An 18,887-nucleotide genomic window follows, 5' to 3' on the forward strand; every position below is an offset into this window, starting at 1 on the left:
CCGGGCCGCCGGTGGATTGCGCTTTCGACAATGTGACATGCCAGCCTCCATCGTTCGCAAGAAAGCAATGTCAGTCCTGGCTTCCGGTTCCTGATCGATTTGCACAAAGAAACGGCCCCAGCGCCGGGAGCGCTGAGGCCGCTTGAGGGTTTGTCTTTGGGGGAAAGACACCGGTCAACACCGCTGCCCTGAAATCGTTCCCATCAAGCGACTCCCACAGCCACCCGTTACTTACCAGTGGGACGTTTTGCCGAAGGCTTGGCATACACAGGGACGTGGCCAATCTCACGACCCTGGTCGTCGATGATGGCAATGCGGCGTTCAGGATCTTCTTCGGGTTTATCGAGTGAAACGCCTATCGCGATCACCGATCCCCTGATGAGGGCAGCGAAATCATCTTCGCAAACAAAGCCTACTGAATCAAACAGCCTGTGACCGTTCGCAACGTCGAAAAAGTACCTGGGCATTGGTGACCTTCCGTTGGCCAAGTTTCCTCGGATGACAATGTTCCGAACAGGCTTCGCGGGATCCGACGCAAGTGGTGGGCGCTGATGGTCGCATCGAGTGAGCTCGCACCGGTCAAGCTCAGATGTGTCACGAGATCGAGCCCTCTCGCTTTGCCGCGCCTTCATCCCACGAAATGATAGATGGCATTGAGGCCCACGAGGCCGGTGATGATGAGATAAAGCGCGATCACGTAATTCAAAAGGCTCGGTAACACCAGGATCAGAAAACCTGCGATGAGGGCAATCATCGGCGAGATGTGCTCGGTGGTGACGATCATCAGGAATTTTCCTCTCGCGATTTCCGCCATCTGTGAACGAAACCGCGGGCTGTCGGTTCCATGCCGCTCAAGCGTCGTCTGCTCCGTGCATCCGGCAAAGCCCTTGCTCGGGGTAAAGTGCGACGGCAAACACGAGTATCTCTCAAACAAAAACCGCCCCGATGAGGGGCGGCTTTGGTCGAATTCGAACGATGACATCCTATCGATATTTTAGTCCTTCGATGTATCGCCCTGGCTCACGCCGTCGCCGCGTTACTCCGCGGAAAGCGCCGTGCTGCCACCGAACTTGGACGCGTCGTTGTAGCTGGGCGTTTCGCTGTAGCTGCTGGGCGCATTGAAGCGGACCTGGGCCTGGGCCGGTTCATACGCATAAGAGTTGACGAAGCGCGAGGCCACATGATGATGGCGGGTCCGATAGTGATGCAGCGTTGCGGCGTCAGCCGAAGCGCCGAAAGCGAACAGCAGCCCTGCAACGGTGACTGCTCCGAGGATTTTGGATTTGGTCATGACTGTCTTCTCCGTGAATCGACTGAGGTGAGAACCGGGGTTTCTCACCTTCGAGGTCGTTGACTCCCGGCGCGTATGTCCGTGGGTCTTGTGACGGATAGACTCAGGATTTGACCCGCGATATTCCCGTCAGAAATCGCCTGCGGCGTTTTGACACGCGCCCGGATGCGTGAGCTTGCCGGGGCGCGACCGCGGCTTCATATCAAGGGGATACGGCGTCACGGCCGGGTTCCAGGCGGTGAACCCAAGCTGAAAACCATCTTCATGCGAGGTTCATTCGGTCGCGGTCATGATGATCGTGTTCAGGACAACGAGGACCAGCGAAGATGAGCAAGCTGCTATTTATTCGCCGTTCGCTTGCCTTGCGGCACGCTGCGATCGTGGCGATGCGCGAGGCGCGGGCGATGCCGGTCGGGCTCGAACGAAATGCTGCCCGCCGGCGTGCGCGCGGGTTGAAGGAATTGGCGCGAACGGAAGCGTGGCTGGAGGGGCAATCGCCTCTGGCGGATCAAGCATCCCGTCAAAACTCTCGCCAGCGCCAGCCGGCCGTGCATAGCGCCGGCGTCCGCGGCAGCTAGTGACAAGTCATTTGCGTCTGCCGCAGCAGTTCCAGCGGGCTCCAGGGTTTTGAAATGAATTGGGTGCCGTCGGGCAGGCGGCTGACGCGCGGGTTGGCCGAGATCACGACGATGCGCAACGCAGGATATCGTTCATGCGCGATCTGCGCGAGTTCGATGCCGTCCATGTTGCCGGCAAGGCTGACGTCGGTCAAAAGCGTGGTCAGGCAACCGCCGACATGCTCCAGCACCATCTCGGCGGCTTCGCCGCTTTCACACTGAATGACATCCATGTCGCTCCCTTCGAGCAGCGTGACGATGGTCTCGCGCTGAAGCGCATCGTCCTCCACCACCAGGGCAATGCGCTTATAGACTTGGGCTTGTTCCATCGGAACTCTCCTCGGTGAGCAGGTGAGCGAGTTTGCTGAGATGAAGCGAAATAATCGCGCGCAGGCGTGCGCGAGCAGGCCTCGCGCCGAGCGATCTCAGGCCTCGCGCCGAGCGATCTCAAGCCTCGCGCGGAGCTAACTGCAATTCCAACAGCGCCATCGTCTCAAGTGCGGCGATGTTGCGTTCGCCTTCCTTGGCGCTGCGCAGGATGGTCTGTGCGATCGCCTGAACATGCGCGGAACTGACGGGATGCGGCAGCTTGCCGACCGCGTTGGCAAGCGCGGTATCCATCAAGGCAACGATGTCAGGCTGAAAGGAAGCATTGGCGAAGTCGTCCATCCGGCACCTCTCGTCGGTATGTACCCTGCGCCAACGGAGATAAAACCTCGATGTTCCTGCCACGGGTGCTGGTTGTTTGGGCAGCCGCGGTTCCCTCGGGAACAAACCCGAGGCTGCGCGCCAATGTGACGCCGCGCACATCCACGGCGCTCGCCGGTTCGTATCCTTCATCCTGTCAGGCGGATATCGCGAAGTCATTCATTCAGCCATCAACCTCCGCCTCGTGGTGGCGACCAGATAAGGAACGACAGATGAAGAAGACAGCTTTGATGATTGCGGCGGTCACCGCGCTCGCGGCGACGGCGGCAACCGCTCCAGCGGAAGCGCGTGGCTTTGGCGTGGCGGCGGGTATCGCCGCCGCGGTCGCGGCCGGTGTGGCCGCCGACACCTATTACAATTCAGGCTACGGCTATTATGGCGGGCCGGTGTATTACCACACGCCCTATTACGGCTACCATCGCTACACGTATCGGCGCTACTACTACTGATCGCGCTTGCGACGGTGTGAGCCATCTATCGCGAAGCAATCCAGACCTCGTTGTGGCACTGGATTGCTTTGCTCGCGCTGCTGAGTCCGCTGCCGCGGTTTTGCCTTGTTTGAGGGCAGACGCACGCGCCGCCGGACTCGTTTTGTTCACGTCATCAGCGGCGGATATCGGCGGGCTGTGATGGAAAAAGCCCGCAACGCCGATACAAGGATAGGTTGAGCGAAGAAAAATTGAGTCGCGCTGTGCCTTAAATCGCGGGATCGCGGCCTCAAACAGCGCTCAGATTCGAATTTTTGAGTCTGCTGCGGCGCACCGTGTGACTCAAAAGCCCGCTCCCCCGATAAATTGCGGGCTTCGTCAAGATTTTCGGTAAATTTTTCTTTCACGAATCACCGTGCTGATTCATTTTCGGCTTCTGGGGTCAATCTGGAGGCCAACGTATGAACGTTATTGTTTTCGCGTCGCGTAAAGGAGGCTCGGGGAAAAGTACCTTGGCCGCTCATCTCGCCGCGCATGTCCATAAGTCAACCAAGCCATGTCTGCTCATCGACGCCGATCCGCAAGGGTCACTGACGCTGTGGCACAAGCTGCGCGGCACCAATGAGCCGGCCATCAAGACCGCGGTCAATTCCGTCAGCGGAATTGTCGCCGCCGCCAAGCGCGACGGCATCGAGTGGGTGTTCATCGACACGCCGCCGAATGTGTCGGCCGTCGTGGAAGACGCCATCAAGAATGCCACGATGGTGATTATTCCGGCGCGGCCGGGGGTGTTCGACGTCAACGCCGTGCAGGACACGATTCAGACCTGCCGCGGCGCGCGCAAGCCCTATGCGGTCGTGATCAACGGCGCACCCGCGCAACGGGACGGCGTCGAAAGCCGCATCGTCACCATCGCGCGCGAATCGCTCGCCAAATTCCGTGCTCCGGTGTGGGGCGGCCAGATCACCAACCGGGCCGATCTCCTGATGGCGCTCGGCAAGGGTGAGGGCGCCCGCGAATACTACGCGGAAGGACGTGCCGCAGCCGAGATCGGCAAGCTGTGGGCCGCGATCGAACGTTCGATCAAGGCAATCCGCGGCCAGGCTTCGGCGACCGGCGCGATGCACAAGCAGGCGGCCTGATCCAGGCCGTCGGCAAGGCGGGAAGTCAGAAGGCTCAACGGAATAAAGACTGACAAGAACGCGCGGGCTCCGCGCGTTTTTCGTTGTGCGGGACGCGAACAGCGAACTCGTAGGGTGGGCAAAGGCGCGCTTGCGCCGTGCCCACCATCTTGTTCGTCATCGCGAAACGTGGGCACGGCCAAGAGGCCTTTGCCCACCCTACCAGTCTACGTCTTCTTCTTAGTTCACCATCAATACATAAAACAGCACGACCGGCGACAGGGTCAGGATCACCGACCAGATGCCGAGCGCCCAGAGAATATCCTGGATGCTGAAACCCTGTCTGTCAGGGTGTGAATGATTGTTCTTGCCGTTCACGACGCCCCCGCGTTTTGTGTTGCGGGGATATCGATACCACTCGAATTTTAAAAACCCGGCCGCGATTTTGCTTGCATTTGAACACAGGTGCTACCGCAGGTTAACGACGATCGGGTTGGACGCCCGGGCCATAGCGTTTTCGAGCGAAGTGGCAGCAGGTTCGCGTGAAGAAAACGCGTCAAAACAAGAATCTCTTCACGCGCTCATCAGCAGATGAAAGGCCACTACCGGCGACAGCCCGAGCACCGCGGCCCACAGTGCGAACGACGACAGCATCAGGAAATCCTGCATGCGTTGCACGCGTTCGCAGGCCGGATATCTCGGATTGGATGTGGCTTGAGCAGTCATTGTTTCCCCCGTTTTTTTGTTATGGGAAGACAATAAGCCTCAAATTTTAAGGATCGCGCCGTCGCATCGCGCGGATTTTATGCACCGCGGTGACGGCGCATTAACCACGCGCGCATCAGCGGTCGGCGCGGCTGACCACGTCCATCAGCTCGGCGATCTTGCGGCGCTGGTCGGCCTTGTCGCCTGAGTTGATCGCATGCTCGACGCAATGGGCAACGTGATCGCGCAGGATTTCCTCCTCGACCCGGCGCAGCGCCGCTCTTGCCGCGGCGATCTGGGTCACCACGTCGATGCAATAGCGGTCGTCTTCGACCATCCCGGCGAGGCCGCGGATCTGGCCTTCAATTCGTTTCAGCCGTTTCAGGCAGGAGGTCTTGATATCGGTGCGCATCTGCCTCATATACCCCCCTAGGGTATCAAATTCAAGAGCCCGGGAGAACGACTTTGGCGCAGACGGAACATTCTCACGGCCACGGCGATCATCACGGCCACGACCATGGCGCTGAAGCGCATGCCTGCTGCGGCGGCCACGACAAGCCCGCCGAGATCGCGCCGGCGATCGATCCGGTCTGCGGCATGAAGGTCAATCCGGCCACCGCCAAGCATCGCTTCGCCTACCAAGGCCAGGAATATTTGTTCTGCGGCGGCCGCTGCCGCGAGCGCTTCGAGGCCGAGCCGGAAAAATACTTAAAGCCACGCGAGGCCGAGCCGCCGGCGCCGGCCGGCACCATCTACACCTGTCCGATGCATCCGGAGGTGCGCCAAGAAGGCCCCGGCAGCTGTCCGATTTGCGGCATGGCGCTGGAGCCGGAACAGGTTTCGCTCGACGATGCGCCCGACCCCGAACTGATCGACATGACGCGGCGGTTCTGGATCGCGCTGGCGCTGACCGTTCCGGTCTTCGTGATCGAGATGGGCCGTCATCTCGGCCTGATGCATCTGGTGCCGTCGGTGTGGGCGAACTGGATCTCGCTCGTGCTGGCGACGCCGGTGGTGCTGTGGGCCGGCGCGCCGTTCTTCGCGCGCGGCTGGCGCTCGCTAGTTACGCGCAATCTCAACATGTTCACGCTGATCGCGATGGGCACCGGTGTTGCCTGGCTCTACAGCCTGGTGGGCACGCTGGCGCCGCAGCTGTTTCCGCCGGCGTTCCGCGACATGCATGGCGCCGTCGAGGTGTATTTCGAGGCAGCCGCCGTCATCACGGTTCTGGTTCTGCTGGGCCAGGTGCTGGAATTGCGGGCGCGCGCGCAGACCTCGGGCGCGATCCGGGCGCTGCTCGGGCTTGCGCCAAAAACCGCCCGGCGCGTCACCGCGCAGGGCGACGAGGATGTCGCGATCGATGCGATCGCGGTCGGCGATGTCTTGCGGGTGCGTCCGGGTGAAAAGATTCCGGTCGATGGCGTGGTCACCGAAGGGCAGTCGTTCGTCGACGAATCCATGGTCACCGGCGAATCGATGCCGGTCGCGAAGGCGGTTGGCGCCAGACTGATCGGCGGCACCGTCAATCAAGCCGGCGGCCTGCTGCTGCGTGCGGAAAAAATCGGCCGCGACACCATGCTGGCGCGGATCGTCGACATGGTGGCGCGGGCGCAGCGCTCGCGGGCGCCGATCCAGCGTCTCGCCGACCGCGTGGCGGGCTGGTTCGTGCCGGCGGTGATCGCGGCCGCGATCGCTGCGTTCGCGGCCTGGATGGCGTTTGGGCCAGAGCCGCGTTTTACATTCGCGCTGGTCGCAGCGGTGACGGTTTTGATCATCGCCTGTCCCTGCGCGCTCGGCCTCGCCACGCCGATGTCGATCATGGTCGGGATCGGCCGCGGCGCGCATTCCGGCATCCTGATCCGCGATGCGCAGGCGCTGGAGCGGCTCGAGCGCATCGACACGCTGGTGATCGACAAGACGGGAACGCTGACCGAAGGCAAACCAAAGGTCGTCGGCATCGTTGCTGCCGAGGGCGTCGAGGAAAACCAGTTGTTGCGGCTCGCCGCCAGCGTCGAGCGCGGCAGCGAGCATCCACTGGCGCGGGCGATCCTCGACGCCGCCAACGCGCGCCAGCTCGATCTCGGTGCGGTCGGCGATTTCGTATCATCTCCCGGCAAGGGGGCGACCGGCACCGTCGATGGCAAGTCCATCGCGCTTGGCAACGCGGCGCTGATGGCTGAACGGAATGTCGCGACCAGCGCGCTCGACGATGCCGCGGAGGCGGCGCGGCAGCAGGGCTCGACCGCGATCGTGGTCGCGATCGACGGCCGCGCCGCTGGCGTGATCGCGATCGCCGATCCGATCAAGCCATCGGCACAGGCAGCGCTGGCGGCGCTACGTAGCTATGGCCTGCGTATCGTGATGCTGACCGGCGACACCATGACGACCGCGCGCGCGGTGGCCAGGATTTTGGGCATCGATGAGATCGAGGCGGGCGTGCTGCCGGAGCGCAAGAGCGAGGTGGTGCAGCGGCTGGGCCGCGAAGGCCGCCGCGTCGCCATGGTCGGCGACGGCGTCAACGACGCACCGGCGCTGGCCGCGGCCGATGTCGGCATCGCGATGGGCAGCGGCACCGATGTCGCCATCGAGAGCGCCGGCGTGACGCTGTTGACCGGCGACCTCGCGGGCCTGGTCCGGGCGCGGCGTCTGTCGGTCGCGACCATGCGCAATATCCGTCAGAACCTCGCCTTTGCGTTCCTGTACAATGCAGCCGGGGTGCCGATCGCCGCCGGCGTGCTGTATCCGGTGTTCGGCATCCTGCTGTCGCCGATGGTCGGCGCCGCCGCGATGGCGCTGTCCTCGGTCAGCGTGATCGGCAACGCGCTGCGGTTGGCGCGGACGAGATTGGATTAGATATTGACCTCACTTGAGAGCTGGGCTGTAGGGTGGGCAAAGCGCAGCGTACCCACCATCTTCATCGTTTGAGAATGGTGGGCACGGCGCAAGCGCGCCCTTGCCCACCCTACGAGGCTCGGACTTTCAACCGTCATTGCGAGGAGCGCAGCGACGAAGCAATCCAGTCTTGCTTGTTGCTCTGGATTGCTTCGCAGAGCCTGTCATCGGGCCGGCCAGAGGCCGGACCCGTTGGCTCGCAATGACGAACTTAGGCCCTTCGCAACAACGTCGGCGCCGCCGCCCGCCGCTCCATCTCCGCGTCCAGCCGCGCTGCTAGTTCCACACTCACGTCCACCATCGGCAGGCGCACTTCGGCGCTGTCGATCAGGCCGCTGCGCCACAGCCAGTATTTTGCCGGCGCAGGGCTTGGCTCGGCGAACAACAATCTCGTCAGATCGGAGACGGCCTCCCAGCGCGCCAGGGCCGCCGCGCGATCGCCTTCGCGCAACAGCCTGCGGATCGCTGCAAAACTCTCGGTCTCGATATGCGCCGCGAGCAGGATGGCGCCGTCGGCGCCGTCGGTCAGCGCGTCGTAATATTGCGCGTCCTCGCCGGTCAGCACGCGAAAATTCGGCGGGCGACGGCGCAACAGCTCGATCGATTGTTCGCGGTCGGCGCCGCAATCCTTCAGGCCCACGATGTTCGGATGTTCGGCGAGGCGCAGCAGCGTCTCGTTGGTGAGGTTGACCGAGGTCCGGTAGGGGATGTTGTAGAGCACGATCGGCCACGAGGCATGATCGGCCAGTTCGCTGAAATGCTGCACGAGGCCGCGCTGCGACGGCCGCACGTAGTACGGACTTGCGATCAGGTAGCCGTCGATCGGCCAGTCTGCCGTTTCATCCAGCATATCCGCCATCTTCGCGGTGCCGGCGCCCGATAGCCCGAGGCAGATCGGCATCGTGCGTCGGCACTCGGCGATCGCTGTCCGCGTCAACGTGACGATGCGCTCGAGCTCGGCCATTTCAAGCGTCATGCCTTCGCCGGATGTCGCAGCCAGGATAAATCCGTCGACCGGGCCGCGGGCGTAGTGTTCGACCAGCCGGCGCAGCGAGGCCTCATCAATCTGGCCATCGCGAAACGGTGTGACCAGCGGCAGCCAAAGGCCCTGCAACTTTTCGCGCAGGCCGGTACTGGCGCGATCGGTATCTGATCTATCGGTAGCTGATCTGTCGGTTTCTAATCTATTCATGGTCCATCTCCTTCGGGGTTGCCGGAGACGGGACACTAAAAAACCCCGTCCAGACGGCGGGGTTTTGGGATCGGCAGGGTGCGAGCAGCTGGTCGCGCGCGTCGATCTTACGTCCCCGGGAGGGGGACTTTTTTCGACAGCGCGATCGTGCACGGATTCGTGATCATTGTTGGATGATGCGTGAGCGGGCCACGCTTGTCAACGCGGGGGCGGGGTGCACCGACGATGCGTCGCTGCAACGCGTCAAGAAAGGACAATAAGACGAAGCAACCGGCGGGTGTAGGGCCGGGAACCCGCGTCGCCGCCGCAGCCGGCGCACATGAAGGAGCGCGTGATGCCCCTTGGCAATGAGGGACTTGGTAACGCGATGAAGGACTTAGCTAAGAAACTTAGCAGCGGAGCGTGCGGCGATGATTCCGGCTTTCGCTGCCAGACGCGCGGCTTGCGCACAAAAAAAAGCCGGGTCCAAAGGAGCCCGGCTTAAGGTTTTGGCCACGTGAGGCCGACACAATCACCTTCCAAGAGGGATTACTGAGCGTCCGCGCCACTGGAGGAGGGGGACAAATGCGCGACGCGAATGCTCAGCGTATCAACACTATGATCCCCGTTGGTGCCCTGCGTAAACCGTCCGGGTCGCATGTCAGTCATGCGGAGTCCGAGGGTTATCGAATGATCATCACGACGGCCAACGCTGCGCCTTGCTGACCACGAAATCGCGGAACACCTGCACGCGCGCAACCGTCTTCAACTCTTCGGGATAAACGAAATAGGTGTCGAGCTGGATCGAGTGGGACTCGCCGAACAGTTGCACCAGGCGGTTATTTTCCTCGACCAGATAATCCGGCAGCGCGGCGATGCCGAGACCCTGCTGGCAGGCCCGCACCAGCCCCAAGATGTTGTTGACCTTGAAAAAGGGTTCGCGTGGACCGGAGCCGTTGCGGCCGGCTTCAACCAGCCAGCTACGATTCTGCAAATGCGGCGGCACCTGCGAATCGGCGAGCATGATGATGCGATGCGAGTCGAGATCGTCGAGCGTGCGCGGCGTACCGAAGCGCTTGATGTATTCCGGCGAGCAATAGGCATGGAAGCCGATCGAGAACAGCTTGCGCTGGATCAGGTCCGGCTGGGTCGGCTTGCGGGTACGGATCGCGACGTCGGCCTCGCGCATCGACAGATCGAGATCCTCGTCGGTCACGATCAGCGAAATCCTGATGTCCGGATACAGCGCGGTGAATTCATCGAGCCGCGGGATCAGCCAGTTGATGCCGAGCGCCGGCGGCGTGGTGATCTTGAGGTCGCCGCTCGGCCGCTCGCGGCTGTCGGTCAATTTGGCGCGCGCCGCCTGCAACTGCATGAACACGTCATGCGCGGTGCGAAACAACAGGTCGCCCTGTTCGGTGAGGATGAGGCCGCGGGCATGGCGGTGGAACAGCGACACCGAGAGCTCCTGCTCCAGCGCGCTGACCTGCCTGGAGACCGCCGACTGCGACAGACCAAGCTGCTCGCCCGCATGCGTGAAGCTCCCCGCTTCCGCCGCCGCGTGGAATACTTTGAGCTTGTCCCAATCCATGTCGGTAAATCCGTCGCGTGTTCGAGCCATGAATTATTCTGCCGCGATCCGATCGCTCGCGCGAAGTGCGAGAAAGCGTTCGGCTTCGAGGGCTGCCATGCAGCCAAGGCCGGCGGCCGTGACCGCCTGCCGGTAGGTTTCGTCGGCGACGTCGCCGGCGGCGAACACGCCGGGCACCGAGGTCGCCGTCGAATTCGGCGCCACCTCGACATAGCCCGATGATTTCAGCTTGATCTGGTCGGCCACGAGGTCGGTCGCCGGTGCGTGGCCGATCGCGATGAAGACGCCGTCCGCCGGCAGTTCGGTCAGCGTGCCGGTTTTGACGCTCTTCAACCGGACATGGGTGACCTTGCCTGGATTCTCGGCACCGGTGATTTCGTCGAGCGCGCTATCCCAGACCACCTTGATCTTGGGATGCTTGAACAGGCGCTCTTGCAGGATGCGCTCGGCGCGGAAATGATCGCGGCGATGCACCACGGTCACCTGCGAGGCGAAGTTGGTGAGGAACAGCGCCTCCTCGACCGCGGTGTTGCCGCCGCCGACCACCACGACCTCCTTGCCGCGATAGAAAAATCCGTCGCAGGTGGCGCAGGCCGAGACGCCAAAGCCCTTGAATTTCTCCTCCGAGGGAATGCCGAGCCAGCGCGCCTGCGCGCCGGTGGCGAGGATCACCGTTTCCGCCAGATAGACGTCGCCGCTGTCACAGGTCAGGCGGAATGGCCGCTGCCCGAGCTCGAGCTTGACGACGAGATCGGTGACGATCTTGGTGCCGACATGCGCCGCCTGCTTCTCCATCTGCTCCATCAGCCAGGGGCCCTGGATGACGTCGGCGAAGCCCGGATAGTTCTCGACGTCGGTGGTGATGGTGAGTTGGCCGCCGGGCTGGATGCCCTGGATCAGGACGGGTTCGAGCATCGCCCGTGCCGCGTAGATCGCCGCGGTGTATCCGGCCGGCCCGGAACCGATAATGACGACCTTGGCATGGATGGAAGCAGGCATGGGCAGGTCCCTTTCTTAAGGGAGATTGGTCAGGACTTGATCGGAAAAGCACCGGGGATGGGCTCGCGGCGGCGCTAAAAGTGTCAAATCCAAGTCTAGGGTATCTGGGGAGCTATGCAAGAATTGCAATCCAAATCAGCGGATTTTCCACCTCGATGCGAGAAATATCGCACTGCACGCGCAATAAAATTGCGCAAGTGCGGTCGGCTGCGCTAAGAGAGTTGCCAATCATTGCCGCCAACACCGTTAGCCCAGGATCCGCAAAGCCCGTGTCGAAGAACCTAGATGAGATCGACCTCAAAATCCTCAACGAAATCCAGGCCGATGGCCGAATCACCAATGTGGAACTGGCCAAACGGGTCGGGATTTCCCCACCGCCCTGCCTGCGCCGGGTCCGGGCACTGGAGGAGGCCGGCTATATCCTGGGCTATCGCGGGCTATTGGACCCGCGCAAGCTTGGCTTCGACGTCACGGTGTTTGCCTCCGTGCATCTGTCGAGCCAGGCCGACGCCGATTTGCGCGCGTTCGAGGAATTCGTGCGCGCCGAGCCGCTGGTCCGCGAATGCTGGATGCTGTCGGGCGAGGTGGATTTCATCCTGAAATGCGTGGCGCCCGACATGGCGACGTTCCAGGAATTCGTCACCCATCTGACCGCGGCGCCGCACGTCCGCAATGTCAGGACATCGCTGGTGCTGCACAACTCGAAATATGAAGCCGCGGTGCCTCTGGATTTGAAGGTGGCGGGGTAGGCAGGAGTTCAGCGCGTAGGGTGGGCAAAGGCGCACTTGCGCCGTGCCCACCACACTATAATTCACCGCTTATTCTGTCGCAGCGTTTTGGTGGGCACGCGGAGCCTGTCATCGGGCGCGCATTCGCGCGACCGGTGGCTTTGCCCACCCTACGGTTTGTCGCCGTCAGCCCTTCTTCCCGCGCAACACCGCATCGAGGCTGTACGGGCCGCCGCCGGCGCAGGCCAGATAGAGGCAGGCGAAGCAGAACATGATCGCGTTCTCGCCGCCGTTCAACAGCGGGATGAAGTTGCGCGGCGCGTGTTCCATGAAATAGGCGATCGCCATTTCACCGCACAGCAGAAACGCCGCAACCCGGGAGAACAGGCCGAGGATGAGAAGTCCGCCGAGAATGAGTTCGATCGAGCCCGCGCACCAGAACAGTGAAAACGGCTCGACCTTGGCGAACATCGGCACCGGCGGAAACTTGAACAGCTTGGCGACGCCGAACTGAAACAGCAGCAGGCCGGTGATGACCCGGAACAGGCTGTGAACCTGCGGTTCGAAGCGGGCAAAAGTTGCGTTGATCTTTTCCATGGTGCTGCCCCTCAACCGCGCTTCATCGCGGCGTCGACACTCCAGGGACCTGCGCCTGCCGTCGACAGATAGAGACAAGTGAAGCAGAACATGATCGCCAGCGTGCCGCCGTTGATCAGCGGGTAGAAGGCTTTTGGCGCGTGCGCCATGAAATAGGCGAAGGCCATTTCACCGGAGATGATGAAAGCGACCAGGCGGGTCTGAAAACCGACAATCAGCAGCGCGCCCCCGATCAGCTCGATGATGCCGGCCGCGCCGATCAGGGAAAACGGACTAAGATTGGCGAAGCTCGCGACCACCGGAAAACCAAGCAGCTTGGCCGTGCCGTGCTGAATGATCATCAACCCCATAATAAGGCGCAGCACGCTCAAGGCACGCGGCGTCCATGCCGCCAGTGTTTCGTTCATGAGAAGTCCCCCAGAAGTTTTGACGCGCCTATAGGTATCTCGTCGCGGCGCTCAGGAAAAGCAATTCAAGCGCCGAGGCGGCGCCGGGATGATCGGATTCGGTAGTTAGTTATTTTTTATAATTATTATAATTTGTTACTTACCGACGGACTGGGCGGACGCCAACTCACAATGTCGTCAGCGCGGCGTGCCCCGCACCACGCCGCCGCCGGCCATGGCGCGCGACAAAGGCGCGCAATAAAAAAAGCCGCGCAAGGCGCGCGGCTTTTTCGAGCAGGTCACCCGCAAGTAACTAGCGAAATTCGACCTTGGTGATCTCGTAGGCCTTGGAGCCGCCGGGCGCCATGACTTCGACGGACGTGCCCTTGCTCTTGCCGATCAGGGCGCGCGCCAGCGGCGAGGTGATGGAGATGCGGCCTTTCTTCGCGTCGGCTTCGGGCTCGCCGACGATCTGCCACACCGCTTTCTTCTCGGTGTCTTCGTCGACCAGCGTGACGGTGGCGCCGAACATCACTGTTTCGCCCGAGAGCTTCGAGATGTCGATAATATCGGCGCGCGCCAGCTTGTCCTCGAGCTCGGCGATGCGGCCTTCGTTATGCGACTGCTCTTCCTTGGCTGCGTGATATTCCGCGTTCTCGGAAAGGTCGCCATGCGAGCGCGCTTCCGCGATATGCTCGATGATGCGCGGACGATCCTCCGATTGGCGCTTCTTCAATTCGACCCCAAGAGCAGCATAACCGCCCGCGGTCATCGGAACCTTTTCGACCATCTCTTTTGTCCTTTAACCTTATGCGGACCAATCCGCGGCACGCACAAACGCCGAAACGCAATCCCCCTGTGGCCGGTAAGTTCCAGTCATGAGGGATTACCAGCCGATCAATTGCCGGACACAAAGCCGGCCAACGATTAGCTTTCGGAAAAATAACTCTGCAGGGTGCGGACCTCAAGGTCCCCGCCCAGATAGGCGCGGATGCCCTGCGCGGCCGCCACGGCACCCGAAAGAGTGGTGTAATATGGCACTTTATGCAAGAGGGCAGCTCGTCGTAATGAGCGGCTATCGGCCAGCGCCTGCGGCCCCTCGGTGGTATTGAACACCAGCTGGATATCGCCGTTCATGATGGCGTCGACGATATGCGGCCGGCCCTCCAGCACCTTGTTGACTTTCTCGGTCGGTACGCCCTGGTCGGTCAGGAAACGCTGCGTGCCGGACGTCGCCATCACCTTGAAGCCAAGCGAGAATAACAGCCGCACCGCCTCGAGGATCCGGGTCTTGTCGATTTCGCGCACCGACACAAACACCGTGCCCTTGCGCGGCACCCGGGTGCCGCCGCCGAGCTGGCTCTTGGCAAAGGCGACCTCGAACGAGCGGTCGATGCCCATGACTTCGCCGGTCGAACGCATCTCCGGTCCGAGCACGGTATCGACGCCCGGGAAGCGGGCAAACGGGAACACCGATTCCTTGACGCCGACATGGCCGAGCTGGCGCTTCTTCAAATTGAAGTCGGCGAGCTTTTCCCCGGCCATGATCCGGGCTGCGATCTTCGCCACCGGCATGCCCATCACCTTGGCCACGAACGGCACCGTGCGCGAGGCCCGCGGATTGACTTCGAGCACGTAAATCTCGCCGTTCTTGATGGCGTATTGCACGTTCATCAGTCCGACCACGTCGAGGCCGAGCGCCAGCTCGCGGGTCTGCCGCTCGAGTTCGGCGATCATCGCGGCATCCAGCGAATGCGGCGGCAGCGAGCAGGCGGAATCGCCGGAGTGAATGCCGGCCTCCTCGATGTGCTCCATGATGCCGACGATGAAGGTGTCCTTGCCGTCGCACAGGCAATCGACGTCGATCTCGATGGCGTCCGACAGATAGCGATCGAACAGCAGCGGATTGGTGCCGAGCACGGTGTTGATCTGCCCGGTCTTGTCGTTCGGATAGCGCGCCTTGACATCGCCCGGCACCAGCTCCGGCAGCGTGCCGAGCAAATAATCGCCGAGCTGGCTTTCCTCGCGGATGATCTGCATCGCGCGGCCGCCGAGCACATAGGACGGACGCACCACCAGCGGCAGGCCGAGATCGGCGGCCACCAGCCGCGCCTGCTCGACCGAATAGGCGATGCCGTTCTTCGGCTGCTTCAACCGCAATTTGTCCAGCACGCGCTTGAAGCGGTCGCGGTCTTCGGCCAGATCGATCGCGTCGGGCGACGTGCCGAGGATCGGCACGTTGGCCGCCTCCAGCGTATGCGCGAGCTTGAGTGGGGTCTGGCCGCCGAACTGCACGATGACGCCGTGCAGGGTGCCGTTCTGCCGTTCGGTCGCAATGATCTCGAGCACGTCTTCTGCGGTCAGCGGTTCGAAATACAATCGGTCGGCGGTGTCGTAATCGGTCGACACCGTTTCCGGATTGCAGTTGATCATGATGGTTTCGTAGCCGGCGTCGTGCAGCGCGAAGCAGGCGTGGCAGCAGCAATAGTCGAATTCGATGCCCTGGCCTATCCGGTTGGGTCCGCCGCCGAGAATGATGACCTTGTTCTTGTCGGACGGCGCGCTTTCATCGGCGAGGCGGCCGGCGAACGGGGATTCATAGGTCGAATACATGTAGGCGGTGGGGGAGGCGAATTCCGCGGCACAGGTATCGATGCGCTTGAACACCGGGCGAACGCCGAGCGCATGACGCTTGGCCGTGATCTCGGCTTCGGTGGCATGGGAGAGCACGGCGAGCCGGGCGTCGGAAAATCCCATCGCCTTCAGGCTGCGCATGCCGAAGGCATTGCCGGGCAGGCCGTTGGCCTTGATCTTGGTTTCGGTTTCGACGATGCCGCGCATTTCGGCGAGAAACCACGGATCGATCTTGCAGGAGGTGAATATCTCCTCGTTGCTCCAGCCGAGCCGCATCGCCTGCGCCACTTGCAGGATCCGGTTCGGCGTCGGCGTGCCAAGGGCGGCGCGAATGGCGTTCTTGTCGTCGTCGCGGCCAAGGCCGTCGATCTCGATTTCGTCGAGCCCGGTCAGCCCGGTCTCGAGGCCGCGCAGCGCCTTTTGCAGGCTTTCCTGGAAGGTGCGGCCGATCGCCATCACTTCGCCGACCGATTTCATCGAGGTGGTCAGCGTGGTGGAGGCGCCGGGAAACTTCTCGAACGCAAAGCGCGGAATTTTCGTCACCACGTAGTCGATGGTCGGCTCGAACGACGCGGGCGTGGCGCCGCCGGTGATGTCGTTGGCGATCTCGTCCAGAGTGTAGCCGACCGCGAGCTTGGCGGCGACCTTTGCAATGGGAAAGCCGGTGGCCTTGGAAGCCAGCGCCGACGAGCGTGACACCCGCGGGTTCATCTCGATCACGACCATGCGCCCGTCGGCCGGATTGACGCCGAACTGCACGTTGGAGCCGCCGGTCTCGACCCCGATCTCGCGCAGCACCGCCAGCGAGGCGTCGCGCATGATCTGGTATTCTTTGTCGGTCAGGGTCAGCGCTGGCGCGACCGTGATGGAATCGCCGGTATGGACGCCCATCGGATCGAGATTCTCGATCGAGCAGATGATGATGCAATTGTCTTTTTTGTCGCGCACCACCTCCATCTCGAACTCTTTCCATCCCAGAACCGATTCCTCGATCAGGACTTCGTCGGTGGGCGAGGCGTCGATGCCGCGCTCGACGATCTCGATGAATTCGGCCTTGGTATAGGCGATGCCGCCGCCGGTGCCGCCCATGGTGAAGGAGGGGCGGATGATCGCGGGCAGGCCGATCTCGTCGAGCGCGCGCAGCGCGTCGGGCAGGTTCTTGGTCTGGATCGAGCGTGGCGTTTCCAGGCCGATCCGGGTCATGGCCTCGCGGAAACGGCCGCGATCCTCGGCCTTGTCGATGGCATCGGCGGTGGCACCGATCATCTCGACGTCGAACTTTGACAGCGTTCCCTGTTTGCGCAGCGACAGCGCGCAGTTCAGCGCGGTCTGCCCGCCCATGGTCGGCAATAATGCAAAACCGCCGGGAACGACGTAACGTTCCTTCTCGATGATCTTGGCGACGATCTCGGGCGTGATCGGCTCGATATAGGTCGCATCCGCCAGTTCCGGGTCGGTCATGATGGTCGCGGGATTGGAATTGACCAGAACGATCCGGTAGCCCTCATCCTTCAGCGTCTTGACCGCCTGGGTGCCCGAATAATCGAATTCGCAGGCCTGCCCGATCACGATGGGACCGGCGCCGATGATCAGGATGGTGGAGATGTCGGTTCTTTTGGGCATCAAGTCTCAACGGTTGGAAAATGGGCACAAAAAAAGGGCGCGCATGCCGCGCGTCCCTTGAGCCGAAGCGGGAGGTTACCCTCGCGCGCGGGTGGTCTTTAGACCAGATTCCCTAGGCGGGGAAGAACTTTAAAGGCTCCGTCAACCGGCAATTTTACGCAGTTTTGAGCTGCCGCTGCCAGCCGCGAAGCAGAACGCCCGCAAGCGCCGCCGCCACGCCGCATCCCCCGACCCAGCCGAGGTCGTCAGGCGACAGTCCGGTGAGGACCAGGCCACCCAGCGCGCCGCCGATGGCAAAACCGAGATACATCGCCGAGGCATTCAGCGACAGCGCGATCATCGGCGCCTGCGGCTCGAGATGCACCAGATTGGCCACCTGGCCCGGGTAGAACATCCAGCCGCCGATACCCTGGAAAAAGATCAGGCTGAGGAATACCGGCCGTGCATGTTCGGGCGACAGATATTTCAGCGCCACCGATTGCAGCATCAGCGCCATCATCGCCACGACCAGGCCAAGCGTCGCGGTTGGGGCCGGGCCGATGCGGTCGGCCAGCGTCCCGCCGAGCATGTTGCCGATCGCCGCGGCGATACCGAAGACCAGCAAGGCCAGACTGATTTCGGTGGGGCCAAACCCCAGACCGTGCAGCGGAACGGCCAGATAGGTGAAGACGGTGAAGCCGCCGATGCCCCACAGCGCGGTGACTGAAAGCGCATGCAGCACCGCGCTGCGCCGGGCGACCGCGAGCCGCTGAGCCATGGTGGCGGTGGCGCGCGGCAGGCCCCGCGGCAACCCGAACAACAGCCCGGCCAGTGCTATGGCACCAAGCCCGGCGACCAGGATAAAGGTCGCTCGCCAGCCGTAATGACTGCCGATCCAGGTCCCGAGCGGCACGCCCAGCACGGTCGCAACCGTCAGGCCTGACGTCACCAAAGCGATGGCGCGGCCACGGCGTTCGGGGGAGGCGATCGCAACCGCGACGGCCAGTGCGGTCGGCATGCACAGGCCGGCACCCACCGCCATCAGCATCCTGGAAGCCAACAGCATCGCGAAACTGGCGGCCACCACCGCCAGCAGGTTGCCGGCGATGAAGCAGCCCAGCGCCAGGGTCAGCACGGTGCGGCGGTCGAGGTTGTTGAACGTCACCGCCAGGATCGGAGAGCCGATCGCGTAGGTCAGGGCATAGGCGGTGACGAGCTGTCCGGTGGCCGCCAGCGAGATCTGCAAGTCGGCTGCGATGACTGGCAATAATCCAGCGATAACAAAAGCTTCGGTGCCGATCGCAAAGGCCGCCACGGCCAACCACAAAATGCTCATTCGCTTTCGCTCCAAAGTTCAATAATTATCGAACTACTGCTGCGGCGGCGAACGAATGTCAATCGGTTCAATAATTATTGA

22 protein-coding genes are annotated in these 18,887 nt (G+C 62.4%); 5 read left to right on the plus strand and 17 right to left on the minus strand.

Annotation, left to right across the window (positions count from 1 at the left end):
- Window positions 1-227: 227 nt before the first annotated feature.
- From GSQ88_RS01775 to GSQ88_RS01785, 3 genes are all read right to left on the minus strand, one after another.
- On the minus strand, window positions 228-467 hold the full coding sequence (locus GSQ88_RS01775) for a DUF6894 family protein (protein WP_159005621.1): 240 nt from the start codon (window positions 465-467) through the stop codon (window positions 228-230).
- Between the two features lie 161 nt (window positions 468-628).
- Window positions 629-784, minus strand: coding sequence for a DUF3096 domain-containing protein (locus GSQ88_RS01780; protein WP_159005623.1), 156 nt, complete (start codon window positions 782-784; stop codon window positions 629-631).
- Window positions 785-1,036: 252 nt separating this feature from the next.
- On the minus strand, window positions 1,037-1,291 hold the full coding sequence (locus GSQ88_RS01785; RefSeq protein WP_159005625.1) for a hypothetical protein: 255 nt from the start codon (window positions 1,289-1,291) through the stop codon (window positions 1,037-1,039).
- A gap of 326 nt (window positions 1,292-1,617) precedes the next feature.
- Between GSQ88_RS01785 and GSQ88_RS35125 the strand changes: the two genes are divergently transcribed.
- Entirely contained in the window at window positions 1,618-1,869 is a 252-nt protein-coding gene (locus GSQ88_RS35125; protein ID WP_210253727.1) for a hypothetical protein, read from the plus strand.
- Here the strand turns inward: GSQ88_RS35125 and GSQ88_RS01790 are convergent.
- Together GSQ88_RS01790 and GSQ88_RS01795 are read right to left on the minus strand one after the other, a co-directional pair.
- Entirely contained in the window at window positions 1,866-2,237 is a 372-nt protein-coding gene (locus tag GSQ88_RS01790) for a response regulator (RefSeq protein ID WP_159005627.1), read from the minus strand. The two genes, GSQ88_RS35125 and GSQ88_RS01790, sit on opposite strands and share 4 nt — an antisense overlap.
- A gap of 118 nt (window positions 2,238-2,355) precedes the next feature.
- Window positions 2,356-2,577 (minus strand): hypothetical protein, encoded by a 222-nt coding sequence (locus tag GSQ88_RS01795; protein ID WP_159005628.1) that lies wholly within the window; start codon window positions 2,575-2,577, stop codon window positions 2,356-2,358.
- Between the two features lie 251 nt (window positions 2,578-2,828).
- Between GSQ88_RS01795 and GSQ88_RS01800 the strand changes: the two genes are divergently transcribed.
- Complete coding sequence (locus GSQ88_RS01800) at window positions 2,829-3,065, plus strand: hypothetical protein (protein ID WP_159005630.1); 237 nt, start codon at window positions 2,829-2,831, stop codon at window positions 3,063-3,065.
- Between the two features lie 146 nt (window positions 3,066-3,211).
- On the opposite strand, the gene GSQ88_RS35130 is transcribed toward GSQ88_RS01800, so the two are convergent.
- A complete protein-coding gene (locus tag GSQ88_RS35130) occupies window positions 3,212-3,451 on the minus strand; it encodes a hypothetical protein (protein ID WP_210253728.1) in 240 nt (79 codons plus the stop codon).
- Between the two features lie 54 nt (window positions 3,452-3,505).
- Here GSQ88_RS35130 and GSQ88_RS01805 point away from each other — a divergent pair, with 54 nt between their 5' ends.
- Complete coding sequence (locus tag GSQ88_RS01805) at window positions 3,506-4,186, plus strand: AAA family ATPase (RefSeq protein ID WP_159005632.1); 681 nt, start codon at window positions 3,506-3,508, stop codon at window positions 4,184-4,186.
- Window positions 4,187-4,405: 219 nt separating this feature from the next.
- On the opposite strand, the gene GSQ88_RS34870 is transcribed toward GSQ88_RS01805, so the two are convergent.
- The 3 genes from GSQ88_RS34870 to GSQ88_RS01815 all read right to left on the minus strand — a co-directional run bounded on the left by GSQ88_RS34870 (window position 4,406) and on the right by GSQ88_RS01815 (window position 5,282).
- Window positions 4,406-4,543 (minus strand): hypothetical protein, encoded by a 138-nt coding sequence (locus GSQ88_RS34870; RefSeq protein ID WP_174247894.1) that lies wholly within the window; start codon window positions 4,541-4,543, stop codon window positions 4,406-4,408.
- A 195-nt stretch (window positions 4,544-4,738) separates the two neighbouring features.
- Entirely contained in the window at window positions 4,739-4,891 is a 153-nt protein-coding gene (locus GSQ88_RS01810; RefSeq protein WP_159005634.1) for a hypothetical protein, read from the minus strand.
- A 115-nt stretch (window positions 4,892-5,006) separates the two neighbouring features.
- Window positions 5,007-5,282: a metal-sensitive transcriptional regulator gene (locus tag GSQ88_RS01815; RefSeq protein ID WP_159005715.1), complete on the minus strand. Its 276-nt coding sequence runs from the start codon at window positions 5,280-5,282 to the stop codon at window positions 5,007-5,009.
- A gap of 53 nt (window positions 5,283-5,335) precedes the next feature.
- On the opposite strand from GSQ88_RS01815, the gene GSQ88_RS01820 reads away from it, so the two are divergent.
- A complete protein-coding gene (locus GSQ88_RS01820; protein WP_159005636.1) occupies window positions 5,336-7,723 on the plus strand; it encodes a heavy metal translocating P-type ATPase in 2,388 nt (795 codons plus the stop codon).
- Window positions 7,724-7,973: 250 nt separating this feature from the next.
- Here GSQ88_RS01820 and dapA read toward each other — a convergent pair whose 3' ends face one another.
- From dapA to trxB, 3 genes are all read right to left on the minus strand, one after another.
- Entirely contained in the window at window positions 7,974-8,954 is a 981-nt protein-coding gene (dapA, locus tag GSQ88_RS01825; RefSeq protein ID WP_159005638.1) for a 4-hydroxy-tetrahydrodipicolinate synthase, read from the minus strand.
- A 676-nt stretch (window positions 8,955-9,630) separates the two neighbouring features.
- On the minus strand, window positions 9,631-10,554 hold the full coding sequence (locus GSQ88_RS01830; protein ID WP_174247895.1) for a LysR family transcriptional regulator: 924 nt from the start codon (window positions 10,552-10,554) through the stop codon (window positions 9,631-9,633).
- Window positions 10,555-10,557: 3 nt separating this feature from the next.
- Window positions 10,558-11,523: a thioredoxin-disulfide reductase gene (gene trxB / locus GSQ88_RS01835; protein WP_159005640.1), complete on the minus strand. Its 966-nt coding sequence runs from the start codon at window positions 11,521-11,523 to the stop codon at window positions 10,558-10,560.
- A 269-nt stretch (window positions 11,524-11,792) separates the two neighbouring features.
- On the opposite strand from trxB, the gene GSQ88_RS01840 reads away from it, so the two are divergent.
- On the plus strand, window positions 11,793-12,272 hold the full coding sequence (locus GSQ88_RS01840; protein WP_159005641.1) for an Lrp/AsnC family transcriptional regulator: 480 nt from the start codon (window positions 11,793-11,795) through the stop codon (window positions 12,270-12,272).
- 165 nt (window positions 12,273-12,437) lie between these two features.
- On the opposite strand, the gene GSQ88_RS01845 is transcribed toward GSQ88_RS01840, so the two are convergent.
- The 5 genes from GSQ88_RS01845 to GSQ88_RS01865 all read right to left on the minus strand — a co-directional run bounded on the left by GSQ88_RS01845 (window position 12,438) and on the right by GSQ88_RS01865 (window position 18,806).
- Window positions 12,438-12,848, minus strand: a complete 411-nt coding sequence (locus tag GSQ88_RS01845; protein ID WP_502706676.1) for a DoxX family protein — start codon at window positions 12,846-12,848, stop codon at window positions 12,438-12,440.
- Window positions 12,849-12,859: 11 nt separating this feature from the next.
- Window positions 12,860-13,255, minus strand: coding sequence for a DoxX family protein (locus GSQ88_RS01850; protein ID WP_159005643.1), 396 nt, complete (start codon window positions 13,253-13,255; stop codon window positions 12,860-12,862).
- A 292-nt stretch (window positions 13,256-13,547) separates the two neighbouring features.
- Complete coding sequence (greA, locus tag GSQ88_RS01855; RefSeq protein WP_159005645.1) at window positions 13,548-14,024, minus strand: transcription elongation factor GreA; 477 nt, start codon at window positions 14,022-14,024, stop codon at window positions 13,548-13,550.
- Between the two features lie 137 nt (window positions 14,025-14,161).
- Window positions 14,162-17,491, minus strand: a complete 3,330-nt coding sequence (carB, locus tag GSQ88_RS01860) for a carbamoyl-phosphate synthase large subunit (protein ID WP_159005647.1) — start codon at window positions 17,489-17,491, stop codon at window positions 14,162-14,164.
- A gap of 154 nt (window positions 17,492-17,645) precedes the next feature.
- A complete protein-coding gene (locus GSQ88_RS01865) occupies window positions 17,646-18,806 on the minus strand; it encodes an MFS transporter (protein WP_159005648.1) in 1,161 nt (386 codons plus the stop codon).
- Window positions 18,807-18,887: the final 81 nt, after the last annotated feature.

The sequence above is a fragment of the Bradyrhizobium sp. S69 genome (assembly GCF_009766005.1).
Taxonomy (GTDB): domain Bacteria; phylum Pseudomonadota; class Alphaproteobacteria; order Rhizobiales; family Xanthobacteraceae; genus Bradyrhizobium.

Excerpts from the sequence above, each read along its gene's own strand:
- GSQ88_RS01845 (WP_502706676.1), bottom strand. The coding sequence starts at position 12,848 with ATGGAAAAGATCAACGCAACTTTTGCCCGCTTCGAACCGCAGGTTCAC.
- GSQ88_RS01815 (WP_159005715.1), bottom strand. The coding sequence starts at position 5,282 with ATGCGCACCGATATCAAGACCTCCTGCCTGAAACGGCTGAAACGAATT.
- GSQ88_RS01865 (WP_159005648.1), bottom strand. The coding sequence starts at position 18,806 with ATGAGCATTTTGTGGTTGGCCGTGGCGGCCTTTGCGATCGGCACCGAA.
- GSQ88_RS01790 (WP_159005627.1), bottom strand. The coding sequence starts at position 2,237 with ATGGAACAAGCCCAAGTCTATAAGCGCATTGCCCTGGTGGTGGAGGAC.
- greA (WP_159005645.1), bottom strand. The coding sequence starts at position 14,024 with ATGGTCGAAAAGGTTCCGATGACCGCGGGCGGTTATGCTGCTCTTGGG.
- GSQ88_RS01850 (WP_159005643.1), bottom strand. The coding sequence starts at position 13,255 with ATGAACGAAACACTGGCGGCATGGACGCCGCGTGCCTTGAGCGTGCTG.
- dapA (WP_159005638.1), bottom strand. The coding sequence starts at position 8,954 with ATGAATAGATTAGAAACCGACAGATCAGCTACCGATAGATCAGATACC.
- GSQ88_RS01800 (WP_159005630.1), top strand. The coding sequence starts at position 2,829 with ATGAAGAAGACAGCTTTGATGATTGCGGCGGTCACCGCGCTCGCGGCG.
- carB (WP_159005647.1), bottom strand. The coding sequence starts at position 17,491 with ATGCCCAAAAGAACCGACATCTCCACCATCCTGATCATCGGCGCCGGT.
- GSQ88_RS01805 (WP_159005632.1), top strand. The coding sequence starts at position 3,506 with ATGAACGTTATTGTTTTCGCGTCGCGTAAAGGAGGCTCGGGGAAAAGT.
- GSQ88_RS01775 (WP_159005621.1), bottom strand. The coding sequence starts at position 467 with ATGCCCAGGTACTTTTTCGACGTTGCGAACGGTCACAGGCTGTTTGAT.
- trxB (WP_159005640.1), bottom strand. The coding sequence starts at position 11,523 with ATGCCTGCTTCCATCCATGCCAAGGTCGTCATTATCGGTTCCGGGCCG.
- GSQ88_RS01780 (WP_159005623.1), bottom strand. The coding sequence starts at position 784 with ATGATCGTCACCACCGAGCACATCTCGCCGATGATTGCCCTCATCGCA.
- GSQ88_RS01785 (WP_159005625.1), bottom strand. The coding sequence starts at position 1,291 with ATGACCAAATCCAAAATCCTCGGAGCAGTCACCGTTGCAGGGCTGCTG.
- GSQ88_RS01830 (WP_174247895.1), bottom strand. The coding sequence starts at position 10,554 with ATGGCTCGAACACGCGACGGATTTACCGACATGGATTGGGACAAGCTC.
- GSQ88_RS35125 (WP_210253727.1), top strand. The coding sequence starts at position 1,618 with ATGAGCAAGCTGCTATTTATTCGCCGTTCGCTTGCCTTGCGGCACGCT.
- GSQ88_RS01795 (WP_159005628.1), bottom strand. The coding sequence starts at position 2,577 with ATGGACGACTTCGCCAATGCTTCCTTTCAGCCTGACATCGTTGCCTTG.
- GSQ88_RS01810 (WP_159005634.1), bottom strand. The coding sequence starts at position 4,891 with ATGACTGCTCAAGCCACATCCAATCCGAGATATCCGGCCTGCGAACGC.